Origin of the sequence: Pseudomonas sp. B16120 (assembly GCF_044218845.1) — a bacterium.
Classification (GTDB): Bacteria; Pseudomonadota; Gammaproteobacteria; order Pseudomonadales; family Pseudomonadaceae; genus Aquipseudomonas; species Aquipseudomonas paracarnis.
Genome location: NZ_CP162588.1, coordinates 6,131,308 through 6,151,363, shown reverse-complemented (window position 1 = coordinate 6,151,363; position 20,056 = coordinate 6,131,308). Strand labels below are relative to the sequence as shown.

Below are 20,056 nucleotides of genomic sequence, written 5' to 3'. Positions count from 1 at the left end.
GAGTATAACCAGCTTGATACGGGTGTTGGTCGGATAAGTGCGTCAGGCGTCACACTTGGCCGTATTGCTGGCCGTGCCGCAGCCAGCGGTTGAGCAAGGGGCTGACGTGATCGGGCCAACGTTCGAGCAATGCTTGCGCAGCATCGCGCACGGCGGGCAGCAGGTCGGCATCGCGCATCAGGTCGGCGACCTTGAATTGCAGCAGGCCGGTCTGGCGCGTGCCGAGCATTTCACCGGGGCCGCGCAGTTCGAGGTCTTTTTCGGCGATAACAAAACCGTCGTTGGTTTCGCGCATGATGCCCAGTCGCTGGCGACCGATCTGCGACAGTGGCGGGTGATAGAGCAGCACGCAGTGGCTGGCGGCACTGCCCCGGCCAACCCGCCCGCGCAGCTGGTGCAGCTGCGCCAGGCCCAGGCGTTCGGGGTTTTCGATGATCATCAGGCTGGCGTTGGGGACGTCCACGCCCACTTCAATCACGGTGGTAGCCACCAGCAATTGCAGGTTGCCGGCCTTGAACTCGGCCATCACTGCGGCTTTTTCCGCCGGTTTCATACGGCCATGGATCAACCCCACCTTGAGCTCACCCAAGGCACTGGTGAGGTCTTCATAAGTGGTTTCGGCGGCCTGACAGGTCAGTTCTTCGGACTCTTCGATCAGGGTACACACCCAGTACGCCTGGCGGCCTTCGGCGCAGGCACCGCGCACGCGCTCGATCACTTCGACACGTCGGGTGTCGGTGACCAGCACGGTGTTGACCGGCGTACGCCCTGGCGGCAGTTCGTCGAGGATCGAGGTGTCGAGGTCGGCGTAGGCGCTCATGGCCAGGGTGCGTGGGATCGGCGTGGCGGTCATGATCAACTGGTGCGGGTTCATGCGCCCGCCCACGCCTTTCTGGCGCAGGGCCAGGCGCTGTTGCACGCCAAATCGGTGCTGTTCGTCGATGATCACTAGCGCAAGGTTCTTGAACTGCACTTCGTCCTGGAACAGCGCATGGGTGCCCACCACCATCGGTGCGCCGGCGGCGATCTGCTCCAGGGCGGCCACGCGGTTCTTGCCTTTGAGCTTGCCAGCCAGCCACGCCACCTCCAGGCCCAGCGGTTCGAGCCAGCGCTTGAAGGTGATGAAGTGTTGTTCGGCGAGGATTTCCGTCGGTGCCATCAGCGCCACTTGATAGCCAGCTTCCAGGGCTTGCAGGGCGGCGAGGGCAGCGACCACGGTCTTGCCGGCGCCTACGTCACCCTGGATCAACCGCAGCATCGGTTCTTGCTGGCTGAGGTCGTAGGCGATTTCATTGCCCACACGCTGTTGCGCGCCGGTCGGCGCAAAGCCGAGGTTGGCCAGGTATTGCGCAGGCAGCCGCGTGGCCTTGGGCATCGCCGGGGCGCGCAGGGAACGCATGCTTTCGCGCAGGCGTTGCTGGGACAGCTGGTGCGTGAGCAGTTCTTCAAAGGCCAGGCGATGCTGGGCCCAGTGATGACCGAGGGCGAGTTCGTCCACATCGGCATCGGCGGGCGGGTGATGCAAATACCGGATCGCATCGGCCAGGGGCGCCAGCTGATAGTCGCGGGCCAGCTCCAGGGGCAGCCAATCGGGCAGGCTTTGCGGGCCGAGCATGGTCAGGGTCTGCATGCACAACTGGCGCAGGCGTTGCTGGGTCAGGCCCTCGGTCAGCGGGTAGATCGGCGTGAGCGTGGTGTCCACCGGTGGCGGCTCATCGCCGGTAATGGCGCGGTATTCCGGGTGGTAGATTTCCAGGCCCGATGCGCCTGGGCGTGCCTCGCCATAGCAGCGCACGCGGGTGCCACGCTTGAGCCCTTCCTTCTGCGCGTTGCTGAAGTGGTAGAAGCGCAAGCTCAAGCCGCCAGTGCCGTCCTGCAGGCGCACCACCAGGCTGCGGCGCTTGCCCATCACCACGTCGGCGCCACTGACGGTGCCTTCGATCACCGCGTCTTGCCCAGGGCGCAAATGGCCGATGGGCACCACGCGGGTGCGGTCCTGGTAGCGCAGGGGCAGGTGGAACAGCACGTCCTGAAGGTTCTCCAGGCCGACCTTGGCCAGCTTCTCGGCCATGGCCTCACCGACACCCTTGAGTGCCGTCACCGACACCTGCGACAGCTCAGTCATACCGTGGCTTAGCTCGCAACGGGCGGCTTGGCCACCGAACACAGACGGATCGAGTCCGCGAGGATCTCAATCGCTTTGGGGCGCGGGAAGCTGGCGCGCCAGGCAATCGCTACGGTACGGAACGGCACCGGCGGCGTGAGTGGGCGAACTTCGATCACGCCCTGGGCGTAGTGATGGCTGTCTACCGCAGACAGCGGCAGGATCGAAATGCCCAGGCCGGAAGCGACCATATGGCGAATGGTTTCCAGGGAGCTGGATTCCACCGTGGTGTGCTTGGCGCCGTCGTTGCCCTTGGTCAGGGTCGGGCAGGCTTCCAGCACCTGGTCGCGGAAGCAGTGGCCTTCACCGAGCAGCAGCAGGCTCTTGTCGTTGAGCAGGCCGGCGTCGATGGTGTCCTTCTTGGTCCACGGGTGAGAGGCTGGCATCAGCACATAGAACGGCTCGTCGTAGAGCGGCAGGGTCAGCACGTCCGCTTCGTTGAAGGGCAGGGCGATGATGATCGCGTCCAGCTCGCCGTTGCGCAGTTTGTCGCGCAGCACGTGGGTGAAGTTTTCTTCGATATACAGCGGCATCTGCGGCGCGACGCGATGCAGTTGCGGGATCAGGTGCGGGAACAGGTAGGGGCCGACCGTATAGATCGCGCCGACCTTGAGCGGCGCGGTCAGCTGGTTCTTGCCGGCCTGGGCCAATTCGCGAATGCTTTGCGCCTGTTCCAGGACCTTCTGCGCCTGGGCAACGATGCCTTCGCCCACCGGGGTGAGGCGAACGGCGCTCTTGCTGCGCTCGAAAATCAGCACACCGAGTTCGTCTTCAAGCTTTTTCACACCCACCGACAGCGTCGGCTGGCTGACGTGGCAACGCTCGGCTGCATGGCCGAAGTGCTGTTCTTGGGCGAGGGTCACGATGTAGCGTAATTCTGTGAGAGTCATAGCGGGCGTCCATGAGGTTGCGGGCCAAGCATACCGGCTGCAATCGATAGACGCACGTTATCAGAACTTTGCTGGGGATTGAGTGGGGAGTGTCGGAATTTTGCTGAGGTAATAAAGCGAATGTGGGAGGGCACCAGTCCCTCCCACAGTGCTCTGTCAGCGGCGACGCTTGTCGATGTTGTAGACGAACGGCGCGACCAGTTCGACGCTGCCGTTTTTCAACAGGTCTGCCGGTGGCTTGGGTAGCGGCTGAGCCTTGCGGATCATCTCAAGCGTTGCACGGTCCAGGTCGGCGTTGCCGGAGCGGCCTTCCAGTTCGTAGGACAGCACATTGCCTTCGCCATCGACCACGAAGCGCAAGCGGTTCATACCTTCCTTGCCACTGCGTTGGGCGCCGGGCGGGTACTTCTTGTACTTCTGCAGGTGCGCCAGCAACGTGCTTTGCCAGGATGCCTGGGCGGCCAGCTGCTGTGCCGACGGGCCCGGTGTAGGCTGGGCGGACTTCTGCGCAGGTGCGTTGCTCGGCGGCGTTTCGCTCGGTGGCTCCTCGGAAGGTTTCTCCTTGGGCGGCTCGGGCTTCTTCTCCACCGGCTTTGGCGGTTGTGGCTTAGGCTTGGGCTTGACCGGCTTGGGCACCTGGATCGTTGGCTTGGGCGCCTCGGCCAGCTTCGGCAGGGGCAGCTCTTCGACCGGTGGTGGCGGCGGCGCAACGACCTTGGGCGGTGCTGGAGGCGGCGGTGGCGCTGGCAGCGGCGCCAGGTCGATGACCATGGCGGCAGGTGGCAGCTGGATCGCCTGCGGCGCGGACCATTGGAGCGCGATGATGATCGCGACGGCATGCACGCCCAGCACGACGGCGAGGCTGGTGCCATAACGCGTCAGTTTGTGGCGCGTCGTGATCATTTCTTGGCTGCCGTCTCAAGTCCGACCAGGCCTACCTTGAGGTAGCCGGCTGCCCGCAGGGCATCCATCACGCTCATCAGGTCGCCATAGTCCACGCCTTTGTCGGCCTGGAAGAAGATCGTCGTGTCTTTCTTGCCTTGGGTCTTGGCATCCAGCACCGGCCCCAGGGTTTCAGCCTTGACCTCTTCTTCGCCCAGGAACAGGCGTTGGTCCGCCTTGACGCTGAGGAATATCGGTTTCTCTGGCCGCGGCGCCGGCTTGGCGCTGGACGCGGGCAGGTCCACTTTGATGTCCACGGTCGCCAGCGGTGCCGCCACCATGAAGATGATCAGCAGCACCAGCATCACGTCGATAAACGGCGTGACGTTGATTTCGTGGTTCTCGACGAGTTCGTCGTCGCCTTGATTCAAATGCAGGCCCATGGCCGATTACCCCACTTTCACCATGTGCGGTTGCGAGCTGCGCTCGGTAGGCAGGTGATCGAGGTCACGGCTGACCAGCAACAGGACTTCAGCCGATGCATCCGATACCTGAGCCTTGTAGCCGGCAATCGAACGGGCGAAGACGTTGTAGATCACCACCGCAGGAATCGCGGCAACCAGGCCCAGGGCGGTAGCCAGCAGGGCTTCGGCGATGCCAGGGGCAACGACGGCGAGGTTGGTGGTCTGGGTTTTGGCGATGCCGATGAAGCTGTTCATGATGCCCCACACGGTACCGAACAGGCCGACGAAGGGCGCAGTGGAACCGATGGTGGCGAGTACGCCGGTGCCACTGCTCATGTTACGGCCGCAGGCGGCAACCAGGCGCTCCAGGCGGAAGCTGACGCGCTCCTTGATGCCTTCTTTTTCGCGAGTGTTGGCCGACAGGCGCATTTCTTCGAGTGCGTCGTGCACCAGCAGGTTAGCCAGGGTGCCCTTCTTGGTCGCGGTTTCGCTCGCTTCCTTGAGGGTGGTGGCTTTTTTCAGGTGGACGATTTCAGCGCGCAGACGACGCTTGGCGCCCAACAGCTCGAAGCCTTTGGCAATCCAGATGGTCCAGGTGATGATCGAGGCAATGGCCAGGCCGATCATTACGGCTTTCACCACCACGTCAGCATTCTGGTACATGCCCCATGGTGACAAGTCGTGGGCCATGCCCAGGGTGTTGTCTTCCTCAAGCACCACGCCGGTTTCGTCGGCAGGTGCGGCGGCGCCGGCGGCCTGGGCCGGGTCGGTGGCCACTGGCGCGACGGCAGGCGTTGCCGCAGTAGCGGCATTTTGCTCGGCAGCTGCCGGAGCGGCGGGGGCAGTGGCGTCAGCGAATGCGGCGGTCGGTGCCAGCAATACGCTGAACAGCATCGCAGCAATCGCACGCCAGGCGCGGGAGGGGCTGTGAAGCTTGGTTGGCGAAGCGGGGTTTGTATGACGTGTCATGCTGGCCGGACCTGAGAGAAAAAATGGGTGATCGTCCTTCCAGACCATTTCGGGTCGAGGACAAATGGGCGGTTATTATTGCAAGTAATTCTTGTTAACTAAAGTGGCACTGTTACTTTATTTCGCTTTTTACTGGCCGTTGATCCACTCGCGCGGCTAATCTGCGCCTTTGAGAATGGAGTTTTGTGATGTCTGTGCCTTCTGTTGTGATTGCCGGTTGCGGTGATGTGGGTAGTCGGCTGGCTAGCCAATTGCTGGCCTCGGAATGGGAGGTTCACGGCCTGCGCCGCGATATTTCGCGCCTGCCCGACGGGGTGATCGGCATCGCCGGCGACCTGTTCAAAAAGGACTGCCCTGACACTTGGCCCATCGGCGGGGTGGATTACCTAGTGTATTGCGCCGCTGCCACTGACCACGACGAAGCCGGCTATCGCGCCGCTTACGTGCAAGGGTTGCTGCATGTGCTGGAGTGGCTGGAAGACTACGGCCAGACGCCCAAGCATTTGCTGTTTGTCTCCAGCAGCAGTGTGTATGGGCAGCAAAACGGCGAGTGGGTCGACGAAACGTCCGAGACGCAAGCGAAGGGCTATTCCGGGCAGGTGATGCTGGAGGCTGAACAGGTGGCGCTCAACAGCGGTATTCCAGCGACCATCGTGCGACTGACCGGGATTTACGGCCCGGGTCGTGAATGGCTGCTCACTCAGGTTCGCCAAGGCTATCGTGTAGCGATTGACCCGCCGTTGTATGGCAACCGTATCCACGCCGATGACGCCGCGGGCCTGCTCGCCTTTTTGCTGCGGCATGTGGAAAAGGGCGGTTCGCTGGACAAGGTCTACATCGGCGTTGACGATGCGCCGGCACCACTGGCCGAGGTGGTGGCCTGGTTGCGCGAGTACCTGGGCGTGACCGAGTGGGCTGAAGATGCAAGTGTGCGCCGTGCTGGCAGCAAACAATGCAGTAATGCGCGTATCAAGGCGCTTGGCTGGATGCCGACATACCCGACTTACCGGGAAGGCTATGCGGCGATTCTGAAAGGCTGAAGCGCGCAAAAAATGTGGGAGCTGGCTTGCCTGCGATAGCGGTATATCAATCACATCTTTGTTGGATGTAATACCGTCATCGCAGGCAAGCCAGCTCCCACATTTGGATTTGGGTGAGGCTTTTATTACTTTTCAAGCAACCATTGGCGAGGGCCTGGCGTAAACGAAGGCACTTCATCGGCCTGTGCGGTATTGATCGCCTGGAAGATCTCCAGTTGCTCACCCTTGCGCGCGAAGATCCAAGGGTTGCCCTGGCCGTTCAGTTGCAGCCAGATGCTGTCATAGCCGCCGCTCATGGAGGCGCAATCGCCTGCCAGACAGAGTGAATAACGATCAACCCCCGGTAGGCCGGCGACCTTGCCGTCTGCCTGGAACTGCACCGTGGCGCCGCTGCCGGTGCCGTCGCTGATCTTCCAGTCGCCGCCCATATAGGCCGCGTACAGCGCGCGTTCGAAGTTGGCGCCCAGTGGCGCGCCTTCTGGGGCCGGGTCTTTGGCGCGGGCAAACAGCTGCTCGGGCTCGTTGTCGTTGGCCACTTGCAGCAGTTGCTTGCCTTTGCGCTTGAGTTCGGTGGCAGAGCTGCCATAGAAATCCACGTTCCATGCGCCGGGCTCTTCACCCGACAACTTGCCTTCCGCCACTTCAAAACCGTTGTAGTAGCGGGCCTGCAAGGCCTTGGTGTTGACCTCCCACTCAAGGTTGGGGCCATAAGACTGCAGGGCTTCACGCAAAGGGCCGCCCTTGGCTGCCGCGTCGATGGCGGCCTGGTTGATCCAGGTGCCGCTTACATCCAGGTCGGCGGGGTTACTGGCACAGCCACCGAGCAACAGGGCGAGCAACGAAGAGGCTACAAGCGCTTTGCGCATTACGAAATCCTTCTGAAACGAAGTCGGCGCAGCCTTTTGGGGCTGCGCCGGGTGTTTTACTCGATGACCAGAATGGCGTCCATCTCAACCTGTGCACCCTTTGGCAGGGCGGCCACGCCGATGGCGGCGCGGGCTGGGTAAGGTTGTTCGAAGTACTTGCCCATGATCTCGTTGACCTTGGCGAAGTGGCTGAGGTCGGTGAGGAAGATGTTCAGCTTGACGATGTCCTTGAACGAACCACCGGCAGCTTCAGCCACGGACTTGAGGTTTTCAAAGACCTGTACGGTCTGGGCTTCGAAGCCTTCAACCAGTTCCATGGTCTTTGGGTCCAGCGGGATCTGGCCGGACATGTAGACGGTGTTGCCCGCCTTGATCGCCTGGGAATAAGTGCCGATGGCGGCTGGAGCTTTATCGCTGGTGATAACTGTCTTGGTCATGAATGACTCCTTGTAATGGATCGGTTATGCACGCATGCGGGTGATGCGGATCACACCGGTCAAGGCGCGCAACTTTTTGATCACGCGGGCCAGGTGCACACGGTCGTGCACGCTGACCACCAGTTGGACCACGCTGATGCGACCATCGCGTTCGTCCATGCTGATTTTCTCGATATTGCCGTCGGCGGCGTTGACGCTGCTGGCCAGCAGGGCGATGAGGCCGCGCTGGTGTTCCAGCTCAACCCGCAGCTCGACGTTGAATTCGCCGGTGACATCCTTGGCCCACGAGAGCTGGATGCATTTTTCCGGGTTGTGGCGGATTTCGGTGATGTTGCGGCAGTTGTCCAGGTGCACCACCATGCCTTTGCCGGCGGACAAGTGGCCGACAATCGGGTCGCCCGGGATCGGCGTGCAACATTTGGCGTAGCTGAGCACCAGGCCCTCGGTGCCGCGAATTGCCAGCGGGCCTTCAGGGCTCGGCAACTGTTCGCCTTCGCCCAGCAGGCGGCGCGCAACCACGTAAGCCATGCGGTTGCCCAGGCCGATATCTTCCAACAGGTCTTCGATGGTTTCCTGGCGGTACTCATGGAGCATCGCTTGCACGCGCTCTTGCGGGATCTTGTCCAGGGCGCTGTCGAAGCCGTTGAGCACTTTGTTCAGCAGGCGTTCGCCCAGGCTGATGGATTCGGAGCGGCGCTGCAATTTCAGCGCGTGGCGAATATGCGTACGCGCCTTGCCGGTGACCACAAAGTTGAGCCAGGCCGGGTTGGGGCGAGCGCCCGGTGCGCTGACGATCTCCACCGTGGAACCGCTTTGCAGTGGTTCGGACAGCGGGGCCAGGCGCCGGTTGATGCGACAGGCGATGCAGCTGTTGCCGACATCGGTGTGCACTGCGTAGGCAAAGTCGACCGCCGTGGAGCCTTTGGGCAGCTCCATGATCCGGCCTTTGGGCGTGAACACGTAGACCTCGTCCGGGAACAGGTCGATCTTCACGCTTTCGATAAATTCCAGGGAGTTGCCGGCACGTTGCTGCATTTCCAGCACGCCCTTGACCCATTGGCGCGCACGGGCATGGGTGCCTTTGGGCTGCTCGTCGCCGCTGGACTTGTACAGCCAGTGGGCGGCGATGCCGTTGTTGGCCATCTCTTCCATTTCGCGGGTGCGGATCTGGATCTCGATCGGCACGCCGTGCATGCCAAACAGGGTGGTATGCAGCGACTGGTAGCCGTTGGCCTTGGGAATTGCGATGTAATCCTTGAACCGGCCCGGCAGCGGCTTGTACAAATTATGTACAGCGCCCAGCACGCGGTAGCAGGTATCGACCTTGTCGACGATGATCCGGAACGCGTACACGTCCATGATCTCGTTGAAGGCCCGGCGCTTGCCGCGCATCTTCTTGTAGATGCCGTAAATGTGCTTTTGCCGACCGCTGACCTCGCCCTCGATCTCGTCGATCGCCAGGCAATGGCTCAGGGACTCTTCGATCTTGTTGACGATTTCCTTGCGATTGCCCCGTGCGCGCTTGACCGCCTGGTAGATGCGCGCCGAACGCATGGGGTGCATGGCTTTAAAGCCGAGGTCTTCGAATTCGATACGAATGGCGTGCATGCCCAGCCGGTTGGCGATGGGCGCATAGATTTCCAGGGTTTCCTTGGCGATGCGCCGGCGCTTTTCGCCGGACAGCACTTCCAGCGTGCGCATGTTGTGCAGCCGGTCGGCCAGCTTGACCAGGATCACCCGAATGTCTCGGGCCATGGCCATGGCCATCTTCTGGAAGTTTTCCGCCTGGGCTTCGGCCTTGGTCTCGAAGTTCATCTGGGTCAGCTTGCTGACCCCATCGACCAGTTCGGCCACGGTTTCGCCAAATTGCGCACTGAGCGCTTCCTTGGCAATGCCGGTGTCTTCGATCACGTCATGCAGCATCGCGGCCATAAGGCTCTGATGGTCCATGTGCATGTCGGCAAGAATATTGGCCACCGCAAGAGGGTGGGTGACATACGCCTCGCCACTGCGGCGGCGCTGGCCGTCGTGGGCTTGTTCGGCATAGAAATACGCTCGGCGAACCAGGTTGACCTGGTCGGCGCCGAGGTAGGCCGATAAGCGATCGGCGAGGGCGTCTATGCTCGGCAAAGTGTGAACTCCTGCCGATGGCTGTGACCCCGCGCCGTGCTACGTCGACCAGGCATAGGCTTAGACGTCCTCGTTGGACTCGCCTTCGAACGCTGCAAACAGCGGTTCGTCTTCAACGATTTCGGCGTTGGCGATGAACTCGTAGCTCATCAGGCCTTCAGCGATTTCACGCAGGGCTACAACGGTAGGCTTGTCGTTTTCCCACTGGACCAGGGGCTCTTTGCCGCCAGTGGCCAGTTGACGGGCACGCTTGGTAGAGAGCATGACCAGCTCAAAGCGGTTATCCACGTGTTCTAGGCAGTCTTCAACGGTTACGCGGGCCATGGTATTCCTCGGAGCGAATGCAAGATGCGCGCTGCCCGGTTGGGCGAGCGGACTGAGCAGTTTAAAAAATCACCAGCGTTTAGGGAAGCGCTGATTTTTCGCAGGCCTTCGCAAAACCGCTACAAGTGCCAATGTAAGGCCCTTGCAGCTGTTTTGGGAAGCGCCAATCAACCGAGCAATTCGGCGAGTAATTTGCCGAAACGCTGCTGTTGGCGCTTTTGCTGCAGTTGGTTGGCGCGGAAAATCGCCTTCAAATCGTCCAATGCGTGGGTGAAGTCGTCATTGATGATCAGGTAGTCGTAGTCGACGTAGTGGCTCATTTCGCTGACGGCCTCACGCATGCGACCTTCGATGATCTCGTCGCTGTCCTGGCCACGGTTGGTCAGACGCTGGTGCAGGGCTTGGAGCGAGGGCGGCAGGATGAAGATGGAGCGCGCCTTGGGCATCAGCTGGCGCACTTGCTCGGCGCCCTGCCAGTCGATCTCCAGAATCAGGTCGTGGCCTTCGTCCAGGGTCTGTTGCAGGTGGCTCTGCGAGGTGCCGTAGAGGTTGCCGAACACTTCGGCGCGCTCCAGGAAGTCACCGTGTTCGATCATCTTGACGAACTCGGTACGCTCGACGAAGTGATAGTGCACGCCGTCTACCTCGCCCGGGCGCATGGCGCGGGTGGTGTGCGAGACCGAAATGCGGATCTGCTCGTCAGCGTCGGTCAAGGCCTTGACCAGGCTGCTCTTGCCCGCGCCCGAAGGGGCGGAAATGATGTAAAGGGTGCCGGTGCTGTGGGTCATGGAGGTTGCCTTACTCAATATTCTGTACTTGTTCGCGCATTTGCTCGATCAACACTTTGAGGTTGACCGCCGCCGTGGTGCTGCGCGGGTCGAACGCCTTGGAGCCCAGTGTATTGGCTTCGCGGTTGAGTTCCTGCATCAGGAAGTCCAGGCGCCGACCGGCGGCACCGCCCGACTTGAGTACGCGGCGCACTTCAAGGATATGGGTACTCAGGCGGTCGAGTTCTTCGGCCACGTCGCTCTTCTGTGCGAGCAGGACCATTTCCTGTTCCAGGCGCGTCGGGTCGAGGTCGGCCTTCATGTCGGTGAAGCGGTCTAGGACCTTCTGGCGCTGGGTGGCGAGCATCTGCGGTACCAGTTCACGCAGGGTCACTACGTCGGCTTCGATCGATGTCAGCCGCTCGCTGATCAGGCGCGCCAGTTCGGTGCCTTCGCGCTCACGGCCGGCCTTGAGTTCCTTCAGGCCCTGGTTGAACAGGGCGAGGGCTTCGGCATTCAGGGCCTGTGGGTCAGCCGCGTCGGCCACCAGCACGCCGGGCCAGGCCAATACTTCCAGAGGGTTCAATGCGGCCGGCTGCTTGATCAGGCCGGCGATGGTTTCGGCAGCGGCCACCAGTTGGGCGGCGCGGTCGCGGTCGACCTGCAGCGGCTTGCCGGTGGTTTCTTCGGTAAAGCGCAGGGTGCATTCCAGCTTGCCACGGGAAATGCCCTGGCGCAGCGCTTCACGCACGGCGCCTTCGAGGTCGCGGAACGACTCTGGCAGGCGCAGGTGCGGCTCCAGGTAACGGCTGTTGACCGAGCGCAGTTCCCAGCTGAGGGTGCCTTGGGTCCCGGCTTTTTCGACACGGGCGAAGGCGGTCATGCTGTGCACCATGGAGGTACCTCGCGTTGGATAAATAGAAATTGGCCAGGCCGACCTGTAGGAGCGAGCTTGCTCGCGAAGAACGCAAGGCGCCGCGCTGAATCAGGAAGCCCCCGTAATTGTTGGCGTTTTTCGCGAGCAAGCTCGCTCCTACAGTCTGGAGGCGCAGGATTGTAGCGCAGTGGGAGGTAGGCGCCCAAACCCGGGCATTGGTAACCGGATTTTTTAGAAGTGCCCCGAACCGGCTTGCGGCTCTATAATGCTCGGCAGTTTTTCGTCCTCAGTACAGGTATCCCCTATGAAACGTCCAAGTGGTCGCGCTGCCGATCAGCTCCGCTCGATCCGCATCACCCGCAACTACACCAAACACGCCGAGGGATCCGTACTGGTCGAGTTTGGCGATACCAAGGTCATCTGCACTGTCAGCGTCGAAAACGGCGTGCCGCGCTTCCTCAAGGGCCAGGGCCAGGGTTGGTTGACCGCTGAATACGGCATGCTGCCGCGCGCGACTGGCGAGCGTAACCAGCGTGAAGCCAGCCGTGGCAAGCAAGGCGGGCGTACCCTGGAAATCCAGCGCTTGATCGGCCGTTCCCTGCGTGCTGCCCTGGATATGTCCAAGCTGGGTGACGTGACTCTCTACGTCGACTGCGACGTGATCCAGGCAGATGGCGGCACCCGCACGGCGTCCATCACCGGCGCCATGGTGGCCCTGGTCGACGCACTGAAAGTGATCAAGAAGCGTGGCGGCCTGAAAGCGGGTGACCCGCTCAAGCAGATGATCGCCGCTGTGTCGGTTGGCATGTACCAGGGCGAGCCTGTGTTGGACCTGGACTACCTGGAAGACTCGGCCGCCGAGACCGACCTCAACGTGGTCATGACCAGCACCGGTGGTTTCATCGAAGTGCAGGGCACTGCCGAAGGCGCGCCATTCCAGCCGGCTGAGCTGAACGCCATGCTGGCCTTGGCCCAGAAAGGCATGACCGAAATCTTTGAATTGCAGAACGCCGCGCTGGCTGACTGAGCCGGCCCCAAGGAGAAGCGCCATGAATGACAGCCAGTTGCCGGTCCCGGCCCCGTCCAAGGAAGTACGCCAGTGGGCAATGTTGTGTCATTTTGCGGCATTCCTGGGGTTGGTATTCCCCTTCGGCAGCTTGCTGGGGCCGTTGATCCTGTGGCAATTCAAGAAGGACATGGACCCGCTCATCGATGACCAGGGCAAGGAGGCGCTGAATTTCCAGATCACCGTGGCGATCGCCTGGCTGGTGTGCCTCTTGTTGGGCTTCGTGGTTGTTGGCTTCTTGCTGATGACCGTGCTGGTGATCGGGGCGTTGATACTGACGATCATCGCCGGTATCAAGGCCAACAAAGGCATTGCCTATCGCTATCCGTGGACCTGGCGCCTGGTCAAGTAACCGAACGGCCACAAAAAAACCGACATCAGTGTCGGTTTTTTTGTGCCTGGAAAACGACCTCAGATGGTCAATGTCCAGTCGTAGTCCACGATCAGCGGCGCGTGCTGCGAGAAGCGCGGCTGGCGCGGCAGGCGTGCACTGCGTACGAACCGGCGCAGGCCTGGGGTCAGCAGCTGGTAGTCGAAACGCCAGCCCAGGTTGAGCATCTCAGCCTGTTCGTTATCTGGCCACCAGCTGTACTGGTCGCCTTCGCGGCTGACTTCGCGCAGGGCATCGACATAGCCCATGTTGCCGACAATCTCGTCCATCCAGGCGCGTTCCGGCGCCAGGAAGCCTGGGGATTGCTGGCTGTCGCGCCAGTTCTTGATATCCAGCTTCTGTTGCGCCACGTACAGCGAGCCACAATAAATGTACTCGCGACGTTTACGTCGCTGTTTATCCAAGTAACGGGCGAAATCGTCCATTAGCTTGAATTTCTGGTTCAAGTCTTCATCGCCGTTCTGCCCGGAAGGAAGCAGCAAGGTCGCGATGCTGACCTTGTCGAAATCGGCTTGCAGGTAACGCCCGTAGCGGTCGGCTGTCTCGAAGCCGAGGCCGCTGATGACCGCCTTGGGTTGCAACCGCGAGTACAAAGCCACGCCACCTTGGGTGGGCACTTCGGCATCGCAGGCATAAAGGAAGTAGCCATCCAGTTGGAAGGCTGGGTCGTCCAGTTCAAAGGCGGAGGCACGGGTGTCCTGCAGGCAGATGACGTCGGCATTCTGTGCTTGCAGCCAACTGAGCAAACCACGCTCGACTGCAGCCTGAATACCATTAACGTTCACACTGATGATCCGCATAAATGGCCCCAAAAATCGCGTGCGTGTATGATACACGCCGTCCACCCAATTAGCTAAATCCGTGGTATCTGAGGCTTTTTTCATGCAGGCGTATCAGCGCGATTTCATTCGTTTTGCCATCGATCGCGGCGTTTTACGCTTCGGTGAGTTCACCCTCAAGTCCGGGCGCACCAGCCCGTACTTCTTCAATGCGGGCCTGTTCAACTCAGGTTCGGCCCTGGCTCAGCTGGGCCGTTTCTATGCGGCAGCCATCGTTGAGAGCGGTATTTCCTTCGACGTACTCTTTGGCCCGGCCTACAAGGGTATTCCCCTGGCAGCGGCGACGGCGGTAGCGCTGGCGGAGCATCACGGGCAGGACTTGCCGTGGTGTTTCAACCGTAAGGAAGCCAAGGCCCATGGTGAAGGTGGCAGCCTGGTCGGCGCGCCATTGACCGGCGAGGTGCTGATCATCGATGACGTGATCACCGCGGGTACTGCTATCCGTGAAGTGATGCAGATCATCGCTTCCCAGGACGGCGCCAAGGCTGCCGGTGTACTGATCGCCTTGAACCGTCAGGAACGCGGCAACGGTGAGTTGTCGGCGATCCAGGAAGTGGAGCGTGACTTCGGCATTCCGGTGGTGAGCATCGTGTCGTTGAACCAGGTGTTGCAGTTCCTGGAAGATGACCCGCAGCTCAAGCAGCATTTGCCGGCGGTGCGTGCCTACCGCGAGCAGTTCGGCGTCTGACACTGAATCCTGTGGGAGCGGGCTTGCCCGCGATAGCGGTGTGTCAGGCGGTGCATTTTAGAATGTACTGCCGTCATCGCAGGCAAGCCAGCGCCCACATTTGAACTGTGTACAAACAAAAAGCCCCGCTCAATTCGATTGAGCGGGGCTTTTTGCTTTGCAGCGGTTAAGGACGCTTGCGGTTACTGATCAGCGTGCCCACACCAGTATCGGTGAAGATTTCCAGCAGGATTGCATTTGGCACGCGGCCATCCAGGATCAGCGAGCTGCCGACGCCGCCCTGCACCGCTTCCAGTGCGCAACGGATCTTCGGCAACATGCCGCCGTAGATGGTGCCGTCGGCGATCAGGTCGTCTACCTGCTGGGTAGTCAAGCCGGTCAGTACCTTGCCTTCCTTGTCCATCAAGCCGGCGATGTTGGTCAGCAGCATCAGCTTTTCAGCCTTCAGTGCTTCCGCCACCTTACCGGCTACCAGATCGGCGTTGATGTTATAGGACTCGCCATTAGCACCCACGCCGATCGGCGCAATTACCGGGATGAAGTCGCCCTTGACCAGCAGGTTGAGCAAATCGGTGTTGATGCCGATGACTTCGCCCACCTGGCCGATGTCGATGATTTCCGGCTGGGTCATCTCCGGCGTCTTGCGGGTCACGGTCAGTTTCTTGGCGCGGATCAGTTCCGCATCCTTGCCGGTCAGGCCGATGGCGCTGCCGCCGTGGCGGTTGATCAGGTTGACGATGTCTTTGTTGACCTGGCCGCCGAGGACCATTTCCACCACGTCCATGGTTTGCGCGTCAGTGACGCGCATGCCATCGATGAAGTGACTCTCGATGGACAACCGCTTGAGCAGGTCGCCGATTTGCGGGCCGCCGCCGTGGACAACCACGGGGTTGATCCCTACGGCCTTCATCAGCACGATGTCGCGCGCAAAGCCGGTTTTCAGCTCATCGCTTTCCATGGCATTGCCGCCGTACTTGATCACCAGCGTCTTGCCGACGTAGCGTCGAATATAAGGCAACGCTTCGGACAGGACCTTGGCGGTGTTGGCAGCGGCTTCGCGTTCGAGGGTCATTCAGGGCTCCGGGCAAAAAATCAGAACGGTAATTGGAGATCAGGGGCAACACGTTTCAACTGGGCGTGGAACACGTCCTTGATGCGCTGCAACTCAGCCTCGGTATCCGCCTCGAAACGCAGGACCAGCACCGGTGTGGTGTTGGACGCGCGAACCAGGCCCCAGCCTTTGGCGTAATCGACTCGCACACCATCAATGGTGGTCAGGTTGGCGCCTTCACCCCATTGCGCATCGTGCAATGCGTCAATGATGCTGAATTTGCTCTCCTCGGTCACATGGATATTGATCTCTGGCGTAGAAATATCATTTGGGAAGGTCTGAAACAGCTCTTCGGCCGTGGATTTTTCCTTGCTGAGGATCTCCAGCAGGCGAGCGGCGCTGTAAATACCATCGTCAAACCCGAACCAGCGCTCCTTGAAGAACACGTGGCCGCTCATTTCACCGGCCAACAGCGCGCCGGTTTCCTTCATTTTCTTTTTGATCAACGAGTGACCGGTCTTCCACATTAGAGGGCGACCGCCGTACTCCTTGATCAATGGCGTCAGGCGACGCGTGCATTTCACGTCGAAGATGATCTCGGCGTTGGCATTGCGCGCAACCACGTCGCGGGCAAACAGCATCAACAGGCGGTCCGGGAACACGATCTCGCCGGTTTCGGTCACCACGCCCACACGGTCGCCGTCGCCATCGAACGCCAGGCCGACGTCGGCGCCTGTTTCCTTGACCTTGGCAATCAGGTCCACCAGGTTTTCCGGTTTGCCCGGGTCTGGGTGATGGTTGGGGAAGTTGCCGTCCACTTCGCAGAACAGTGGGATCACTTCGCAGTTCAGGGCTTCGAGCAATTGCGGGGCAATCACACCCGCTGCGCCGTTGCCGCAGTCCACCACGACTTTCAAGCGGCGGGCGAGCTTGACGTCACGGGTGATTTCATCGGAGTAGCGTTGCAGGATGTCAACCTTGGTGATGGTCCCTGTGCCGCGGGTCAGGTCGTTGGTCTTCAGGCGGGTGTGCAGGGCCTGGATCTGCTCATTGGCCAGAGTGTCGCCAGCGATGACGATCTTGAAGCCGTTGTAGTCCGACGGGTTGTGGCTGCCGGTAAGCATGACCCCGGATTTGCCCGCCAGTACGTTGGCGGCGTAGTACAGCGCGGGGGTTGGCACCAGACCGACGTCGCTGACGTGGCAGCCGCTGTCAGCCAGGCCCTGGATCAGTTGCTCGACCAGCTCCGGGCCAGACAAGCGGCCGTCACGGCCTACCGAAACGTTGGGTTCGCCTTGGGCCAGACTCTGGGAGCCGATGGCGCGGCCGATCCAGTAGGCGGTTTCGGCGGTCAGGGTCTTGGGGACCACACCACGGATGTCATAGGCGCGAAAAATGCTGTTGGGAAAGGTCGGGGCTACGCGGGCTGCGGTACTCATCGCGGGGGAAACTCCATCTGAAAGGGGGCAAGGCGGGCCTGATGTGGCTGGCCGGCAGGCTCAAACTGAAGGGTATGACGGCGTTTTCGGCAGAGAGTTCGTGGTGTAAAAATGCCATCGGCGCTTCGGCGCTAGCATTATTTTTACGTAGTCCTTTGATTTCATTAGAGAAATCTCGATGATTATTTCCGCGCATTCTTCATCCTGAAAAGCCGGGCGGTGGCGCGTGGCCGGACGATTGCATCCGGCCACGTTCAGCTTAGTCAGTGACTGCCGGAATGCCCAAAACCGCCTGCGCCGCGTTGGGTTTCATCGAATTCCTGCACCAATTCAAAATGCGCCTGCACCACCGGCACCAATACCAGTTGGGCGATGCGCTCGCCGACGGCGATGTTGAAAGCAGTCTGGCCACGGTTCCAGCACGACACCATCAACTCGCCCTGGTAGTCGGAGTCGATCAGGCCGACCAAGTTGCCGAGCACGATGCCATGTTTGTGACCCAGGCCGGAGCGCGGCAGGATCAGCGCCGCCAAGCCAGGATCGCCGACATAGATCGACAGGCCAGTGGGAATCAGGATGGTTTGGCCCGGCTCAAGGACGGTGTCCTCTTTGAGCATGGCGCGCAGGTCCAGGCCGGCGGAACCCGGCGTGGCGTACGCCGGCAGAGGGAATTCGTTGCCGAGGCGTGGGTCGAGAATCTTGGCTTGCAAAGCGTGCATGGACATTAAACCTGGTTCAGCCGTTGGGCGATAAAAGAGATCAGTTGGCGGGCAATCTTGCCCTTGCTGGTCTGGGCGAAAAGGGTGGCGTGCAGTTCGCGGTCGATCACGCTGCACGCATTTTCCTCGCTGTTGAAGCCGATGCTCGGGTTGGCGACATCATTGGCAACGATCAGGTCGAGGTTTTTGTCTTTCAGTTTGCGTGCGGCGTAGTCCAGCAGGTGCTCGGTCTCGGCAGCGAAGCCGACGCTGAACGGACGGTCTGGACGGGTTGCGATGGTGGCCAGGATGTCCGGGTTACGCACCATTTGCAGGAGCAGGCCGTCGCCGCTCGTAGGGTCTTTCTTGAGCTTCTGCGGGGCCACGACCTCCGGGCGGTAATCCGCAACCGCTGCCGAGGCGATAAACAGGTCGCAGGGAATGGCGGCTTCGCAGGCCGCCAACATGTCCCGGGCGCTGACTACGTCGATCCGCGTGACGCGATCAGGGGTCGGCAGATGCACGGGACCTGTGATCAGTGTGACCCGTGCGCCTGCCTCGACCGCGGCTTCTGCCAACGCGAAGCCCATTTTTCCTGAGCTATGGTTGGTGATGTAGCGGACCGGGTCGATGTTTTCCTGGGTTGGGCCAGCGGTGATCAGCACGTGCTTGCCGGTCAGGGCCAGGTGCTGGAAGCACTCGGCGGCGCATTGTGCGAGGTCCGTGGCTTCGAGCATGCGGCCCAGGCCGACGTCGCCGCAGGCCTGGCTGCCGGACGCCGGGCCGAACACCTTGAGGCCGCGGGTTTGCAGGAGTTGGGTATTGGCTTGGGTGGCCGGGTCGCGCCACATGGCCTGGTTCATGGCCGGAGCGATAGCGACGGTGGCGTCGGTGGCCAATACCAGGGTGGTGAGCAGGTCATCGGCAATGCCCTGGGCCAGGCGGGCGATCAGGTCGGCAGTGGCCGGGGCGATCAGCACCAGGTCGGCCCATTTGGCCAGTTCGATATGGCCCATGGCGGCTTCTGCTGCCGGGTCCAGCAGGTCGAGGTGAACCGGGTGGCCGGACAGGGCTTGCATGGTCAGCGGGGTGATGAACTCACTGCCACCACGGGTCATGACCACGCGCACTTCGGCGCCCTGGTCCAGGAGCCTGCGAACCAACTCTGCGCTCTTGTAGGCGGCAATGCCGCCGCCGACGCCGAGAACGATGCGTTTCCGATACAGACGCTGCATTGGTTTGCCTTTCCAGTTCAGTGATGCCAGTTCAGTGACGCCTGCGATGACCCCTCCCCAGGTGAAATCGCCGGCAAAAAAGAGGGCCCTACGATAACACAGCGCCCGCCGGGCAACAGCGGAGCAGATACAGGGAGGTGGGATGAGTATTCGTGATTGGCCCGTGGCGGAGCGTCCGCGGGAGAAATTATTGGAAGGCGGCGCAGCGAGCCTGTCCGATGCCGAGCTGTTGGCGATTTTCCTGCGTACGGGGGTTGCCGGGCGAAGTGCGGTGGATCTGGCGCGCCATCTGTTGGCGCAATTCGGTGGCCTGCGCCCGTTACTGGAGGCCAGCCAGACGTTGTTCAGCCAGCATCTGGGGCTGGGCCCGGCGAAGTTCGCCCAACTGCAGGCGGTGCTGGAAATGTCCCGGCGCCACTTGGCTGAGCGCTTGCGGGCTGACTCGGTGCTGGAGAGCCCGTTGGCCGTGCGCGAGTACCTCAAGGCGCTGCTGCGCCATGAGCCCCATGAGATATTCGGCTGCCTGTTTCTGGACTCAAAGCATCGGGTGCTGGGGTTCGAGGTCATTTCCCAGGGCACCATCGACGCTGCGATTGTCTATCCGCGACAAGTGGTCAAGCGCGCCTTGGCGTACAACGCGGCGGCGTTGATCCTGTGCCACAACCACCCGTCGGGGAGCGCGGAGCCCAGCGCGGCTGATCGAAAATTGACCAAGCTGCTGCAAAAGGCGCTGGACGTGGTGGATGTGCGAGTGCTGGACCATATCATCGTGGGCGATGGCGACCCGCTGTCGATGGCTGAATACGGTTGGTTGTAACGGTCCGGCCTCTGTAGGAGCG

Annotated in this window: 20 protein-coding genes and 1 pseudogene; 5 read left to right on the top strand and 16 right to left on the bottom strand. The window is 61.3% G+C overall.

Annotation, left to right across the window (positions count from 1 at the left end; translation table 11 throughout):
- Positions 1 to 49: 49 nt before the first annotated feature.
- The 5 genes from recG to exbB all read right to left on the bottom strand — a co-directional run bounded on the left by recG (position 50) and on the right by exbB (position 5,369).
- Positions 50 to 2,125 carry an ATP-dependent DNA helicase RecG gene (gene recG / locus AB4P90_RS28840; protein WP_003195525.1) on the bottom strand — a complete coding sequence of 692 codons (2,076 nt, stop codon included), beginning with the start codon at positions 2,123 to 2,125 and terminating at the stop codon, positions 50 to 52.
- An 8-nt stretch (positions 2,126 to 2,133) separates the two neighbouring features.
- Positions 2,134 to 3,054: a hydrogen peroxide-inducible genes activator gene (locus AB4P90_RS28835; RefSeq protein ID WP_003195523.1), complete on the bottom strand. Its 921-nt coding sequence runs from the start codon at positions 3,052 to 3,054 to the stop codon at positions 2,134 to 2,136.
- Positions 3,055 to 3,210: 156 nt separating this feature from the next.
- Complete coding sequence (locus AB4P90_RS28830) at positions 3,211 to 3,957, bottom strand: energy transducer TonB (RefSeq protein WP_003195521.1); 747 nt, start codon at positions 3,955 to 3,957, stop codon at positions 3,211 to 3,213.
- Complete coding sequence (exbD, locus tag AB4P90_RS28825; RefSeq protein WP_003195519.1) at positions 3,954 to 4,379, bottom strand: TonB system transport protein ExbD; 426 nt, start codon at positions 4,377 to 4,379, stop codon at positions 3,954 to 3,956. Before exbD ends, AB4P90_RS28830 begins: the two co-directional genes overlap by 4 nt.
- A gap of 6 nt (positions 4,380 to 4,385) precedes the next feature.
- Complete coding sequence (gene exbB / locus AB4P90_RS28820) at positions 4,386 to 5,369, bottom strand: tonB-system energizer ExbB (RefSeq protein WP_032873316.1); 984 nt, start codon at positions 5,367 to 5,369, stop codon at positions 4,386 to 4,388.
- A gap of 188 nt (positions 5,370 to 5,557) precedes the next feature.
- Here exbB and AB4P90_RS28815 point away from each other — a divergent pair, with 188 nt between their 5' ends.
- Positions 5,558 to 6,409 carry an SDR family oxidoreductase gene (locus AB4P90_RS28815; protein WP_020302849.1) on the top strand — a complete coding sequence of 284 codons (852 nt, stop codon included), beginning with the start codon at positions 5,558 to 5,560 and terminating at the stop codon, positions 6,407 to 6,409.
- Positions 6,410 to 6,534: 125 nt separating this feature from the next.
- On the opposite strand, the gene AB4P90_RS28810 is transcribed toward AB4P90_RS28815, so the two are convergent.
- The 6 genes from AB4P90_RS28810 to AB4P90_RS28785 form a co-directional block, all read right to left on the bottom strand.
- Positions 6,535 to 7,275 (bottom strand): hypothetical protein, encoded by a 741-nt coding sequence (locus AB4P90_RS28810; protein ID WP_014720485.1) that lies wholly within the window; start codon positions 7,273 to 7,275, stop codon positions 6,535 to 6,537.
- Between the two features lie 56 nt (positions 7,276 to 7,331).
- Complete coding sequence (locus AB4P90_RS28805) at positions 7,332 to 7,712, bottom strand: RidA family protein (protein WP_003176922.1); 381 nt, start codon at positions 7,710 to 7,712, stop codon at positions 7,332 to 7,334.
- Between the two features lie 24 nt (positions 7,713 to 7,736).
- Positions 7,737 to 9,842 (bottom strand): bifunctional GTP diphosphokinase/guanosine-3',5'-bis pyrophosphate 3'-pyrophosphohydrolase, encoded by a 2,106-nt coding sequence (gene spoT / locus AB4P90_RS28800; RefSeq protein WP_003195510.1) that lies wholly within the window; start codon positions 9,840 to 9,842, stop codon positions 7,737 to 7,739.
- A 60-nt stretch (positions 9,843 to 9,902) separates the two neighbouring features.
- Positions 9,903 to 10,166 carry a DNA-directed RNA polymerase subunit omega gene (gene rpoZ, locus AB4P90_RS28795; RefSeq protein WP_003195508.1) on the bottom strand — a complete coding sequence of 88 codons (264 nt, stop codon included), beginning with the start codon at positions 10,164 to 10,166 and terminating at the stop codon, positions 9,903 to 9,905.
- Positions 10,167 to 10,333: 167 nt separating this feature from the next.
- Positions 10,334 to 10,954, bottom strand: coding sequence for a guanylate kinase (gene gmk / locus AB4P90_RS28790; protein WP_019818119.1), 621 nt, complete (start codon positions 10,952 to 10,954; stop codon positions 10,334 to 10,336).
- A gap of 10 nt (positions 10,955 to 10,964) precedes the next feature.
- The gene (locus AB4P90_RS28785; protein WP_014720484.1) at positions 10,965 to 11,828 is read right to left on the bottom strand and encodes a YicC/YloC family endoribonuclease; all 864 of its coding nucleotides are present in this window, start codon (positions 11,826 to 11,828) and stop codon (positions 10,965 to 10,967) included.
- 286 nt (positions 11,829 to 12,114) lie between these two features.
- Here AB4P90_RS28785 and rph point away from each other — a divergent pair, with 286 nt between their 5' ends.
- A complete protein-coding gene (rph, locus tag AB4P90_RS28780) occupies positions 12,115 to 12,837 on the top strand; it encodes a ribonuclease PH (RefSeq protein WP_003195497.1) in 723 nt (240 codons plus the stop codon).
- A 22-nt stretch (positions 12,838 to 12,859) separates the two neighbouring features.
- Positions 12,860 to 13,228 (top strand): DUF4870 domain-containing protein, encoded by a 369-nt coding sequence (locus AB4P90_RS28775; protein ID WP_003195495.1) that lies wholly within the window; start codon positions 12,860 to 12,862, stop codon positions 13,226 to 13,228.
- A gap of 59 nt (positions 13,229 to 13,287) precedes the next feature.
- Here the strand turns inward: AB4P90_RS28775 and AB4P90_RS28770 are convergent, their stop codons facing one another.
- A complete protein-coding gene (locus AB4P90_RS28770) occupies positions 13,288 to 14,067 on the bottom strand; it encodes an exodeoxyribonuclease III (protein WP_003195493.1) in 780 nt (259 codons plus the stop codon).
- Positions 14,068 to 14,149: 82 nt separating this feature from the next.
- Here AB4P90_RS28770 and pyrE point away from each other — a divergent pair, with 82 nt between their 5' ends.
- Positions 14,150 to 14,794: an orotate phosphoribosyltransferase gene (pyrE, locus tag AB4P90_RS28765; protein WP_014720483.1), complete on the top strand. Its 645-nt coding sequence runs from the start codon at positions 14,150 to 14,152 to the stop codon at positions 14,792 to 14,794.
- Positions 14,795 to 14,960: 166 nt separating this feature from the next.
- Here pyrE and argB read toward each other — a convergent pair whose 3' ends face one another.
- The 4 genes and pseudogenes from argB to coaBC form a co-directional block, all read right to left on the bottom strand.
- Positions 14,961 to 15,866, bottom strand: coding sequence for an acetylglutamate kinase (gene argB, locus AB4P90_RS28760; RefSeq protein WP_003213275.1), 906 nt, complete (start codon positions 15,864 to 15,866; stop codon positions 14,961 to 14,963).
- Positions 15,867 to 15,886: 20 nt separating this feature from the next.
- Positions 15,887 to 17,293: pseudogene (locus AB4P90_RS28755) on the bottom strand (phosphomannomutase/phosphoglucomutase); the annotation flags it as partial.
- 254 nt (positions 17,294 to 17,547) lie between these two features.
- Positions 17,548 to 18,003, bottom strand: coding sequence for a dUTP diphosphatase (gene dut, locus AB4P90_RS28750; protein ID WP_014720481.1), 456 nt, complete (start codon positions 18,001 to 18,003; stop codon positions 17,548 to 17,550).
- Positions 18,004 to 18,008: 5 nt separating this feature from the next.
- On the bottom strand, positions 18,009 to 19,217 hold the full coding sequence (coaBC, locus tag AB4P90_RS28745; protein ID WP_003195481.1) for a bifunctional phosphopantothenoylcysteine decarboxylase/phosphopantothenate--cysteine ligase CoaBC: 1,209 nt from the start codon (positions 19,215 to 19,217) through the stop codon (positions 18,009 to 18,011).
- Between the two features lie 142 nt (positions 19,218 to 19,359).
- On the opposite strand from coaBC, the gene radC reads away from it, so the two are divergent.
- A complete protein-coding gene (gene radC / locus AB4P90_RS28740) occupies positions 19,360 to 20,034 on the top strand; it encodes a DNA repair protein RadC (protein WP_014720480.1) in 675 nt (224 codons plus the stop codon).
- The last annotated feature ends 22 nt before the right edge of the window (positions 20,035 to 20,056 follow it).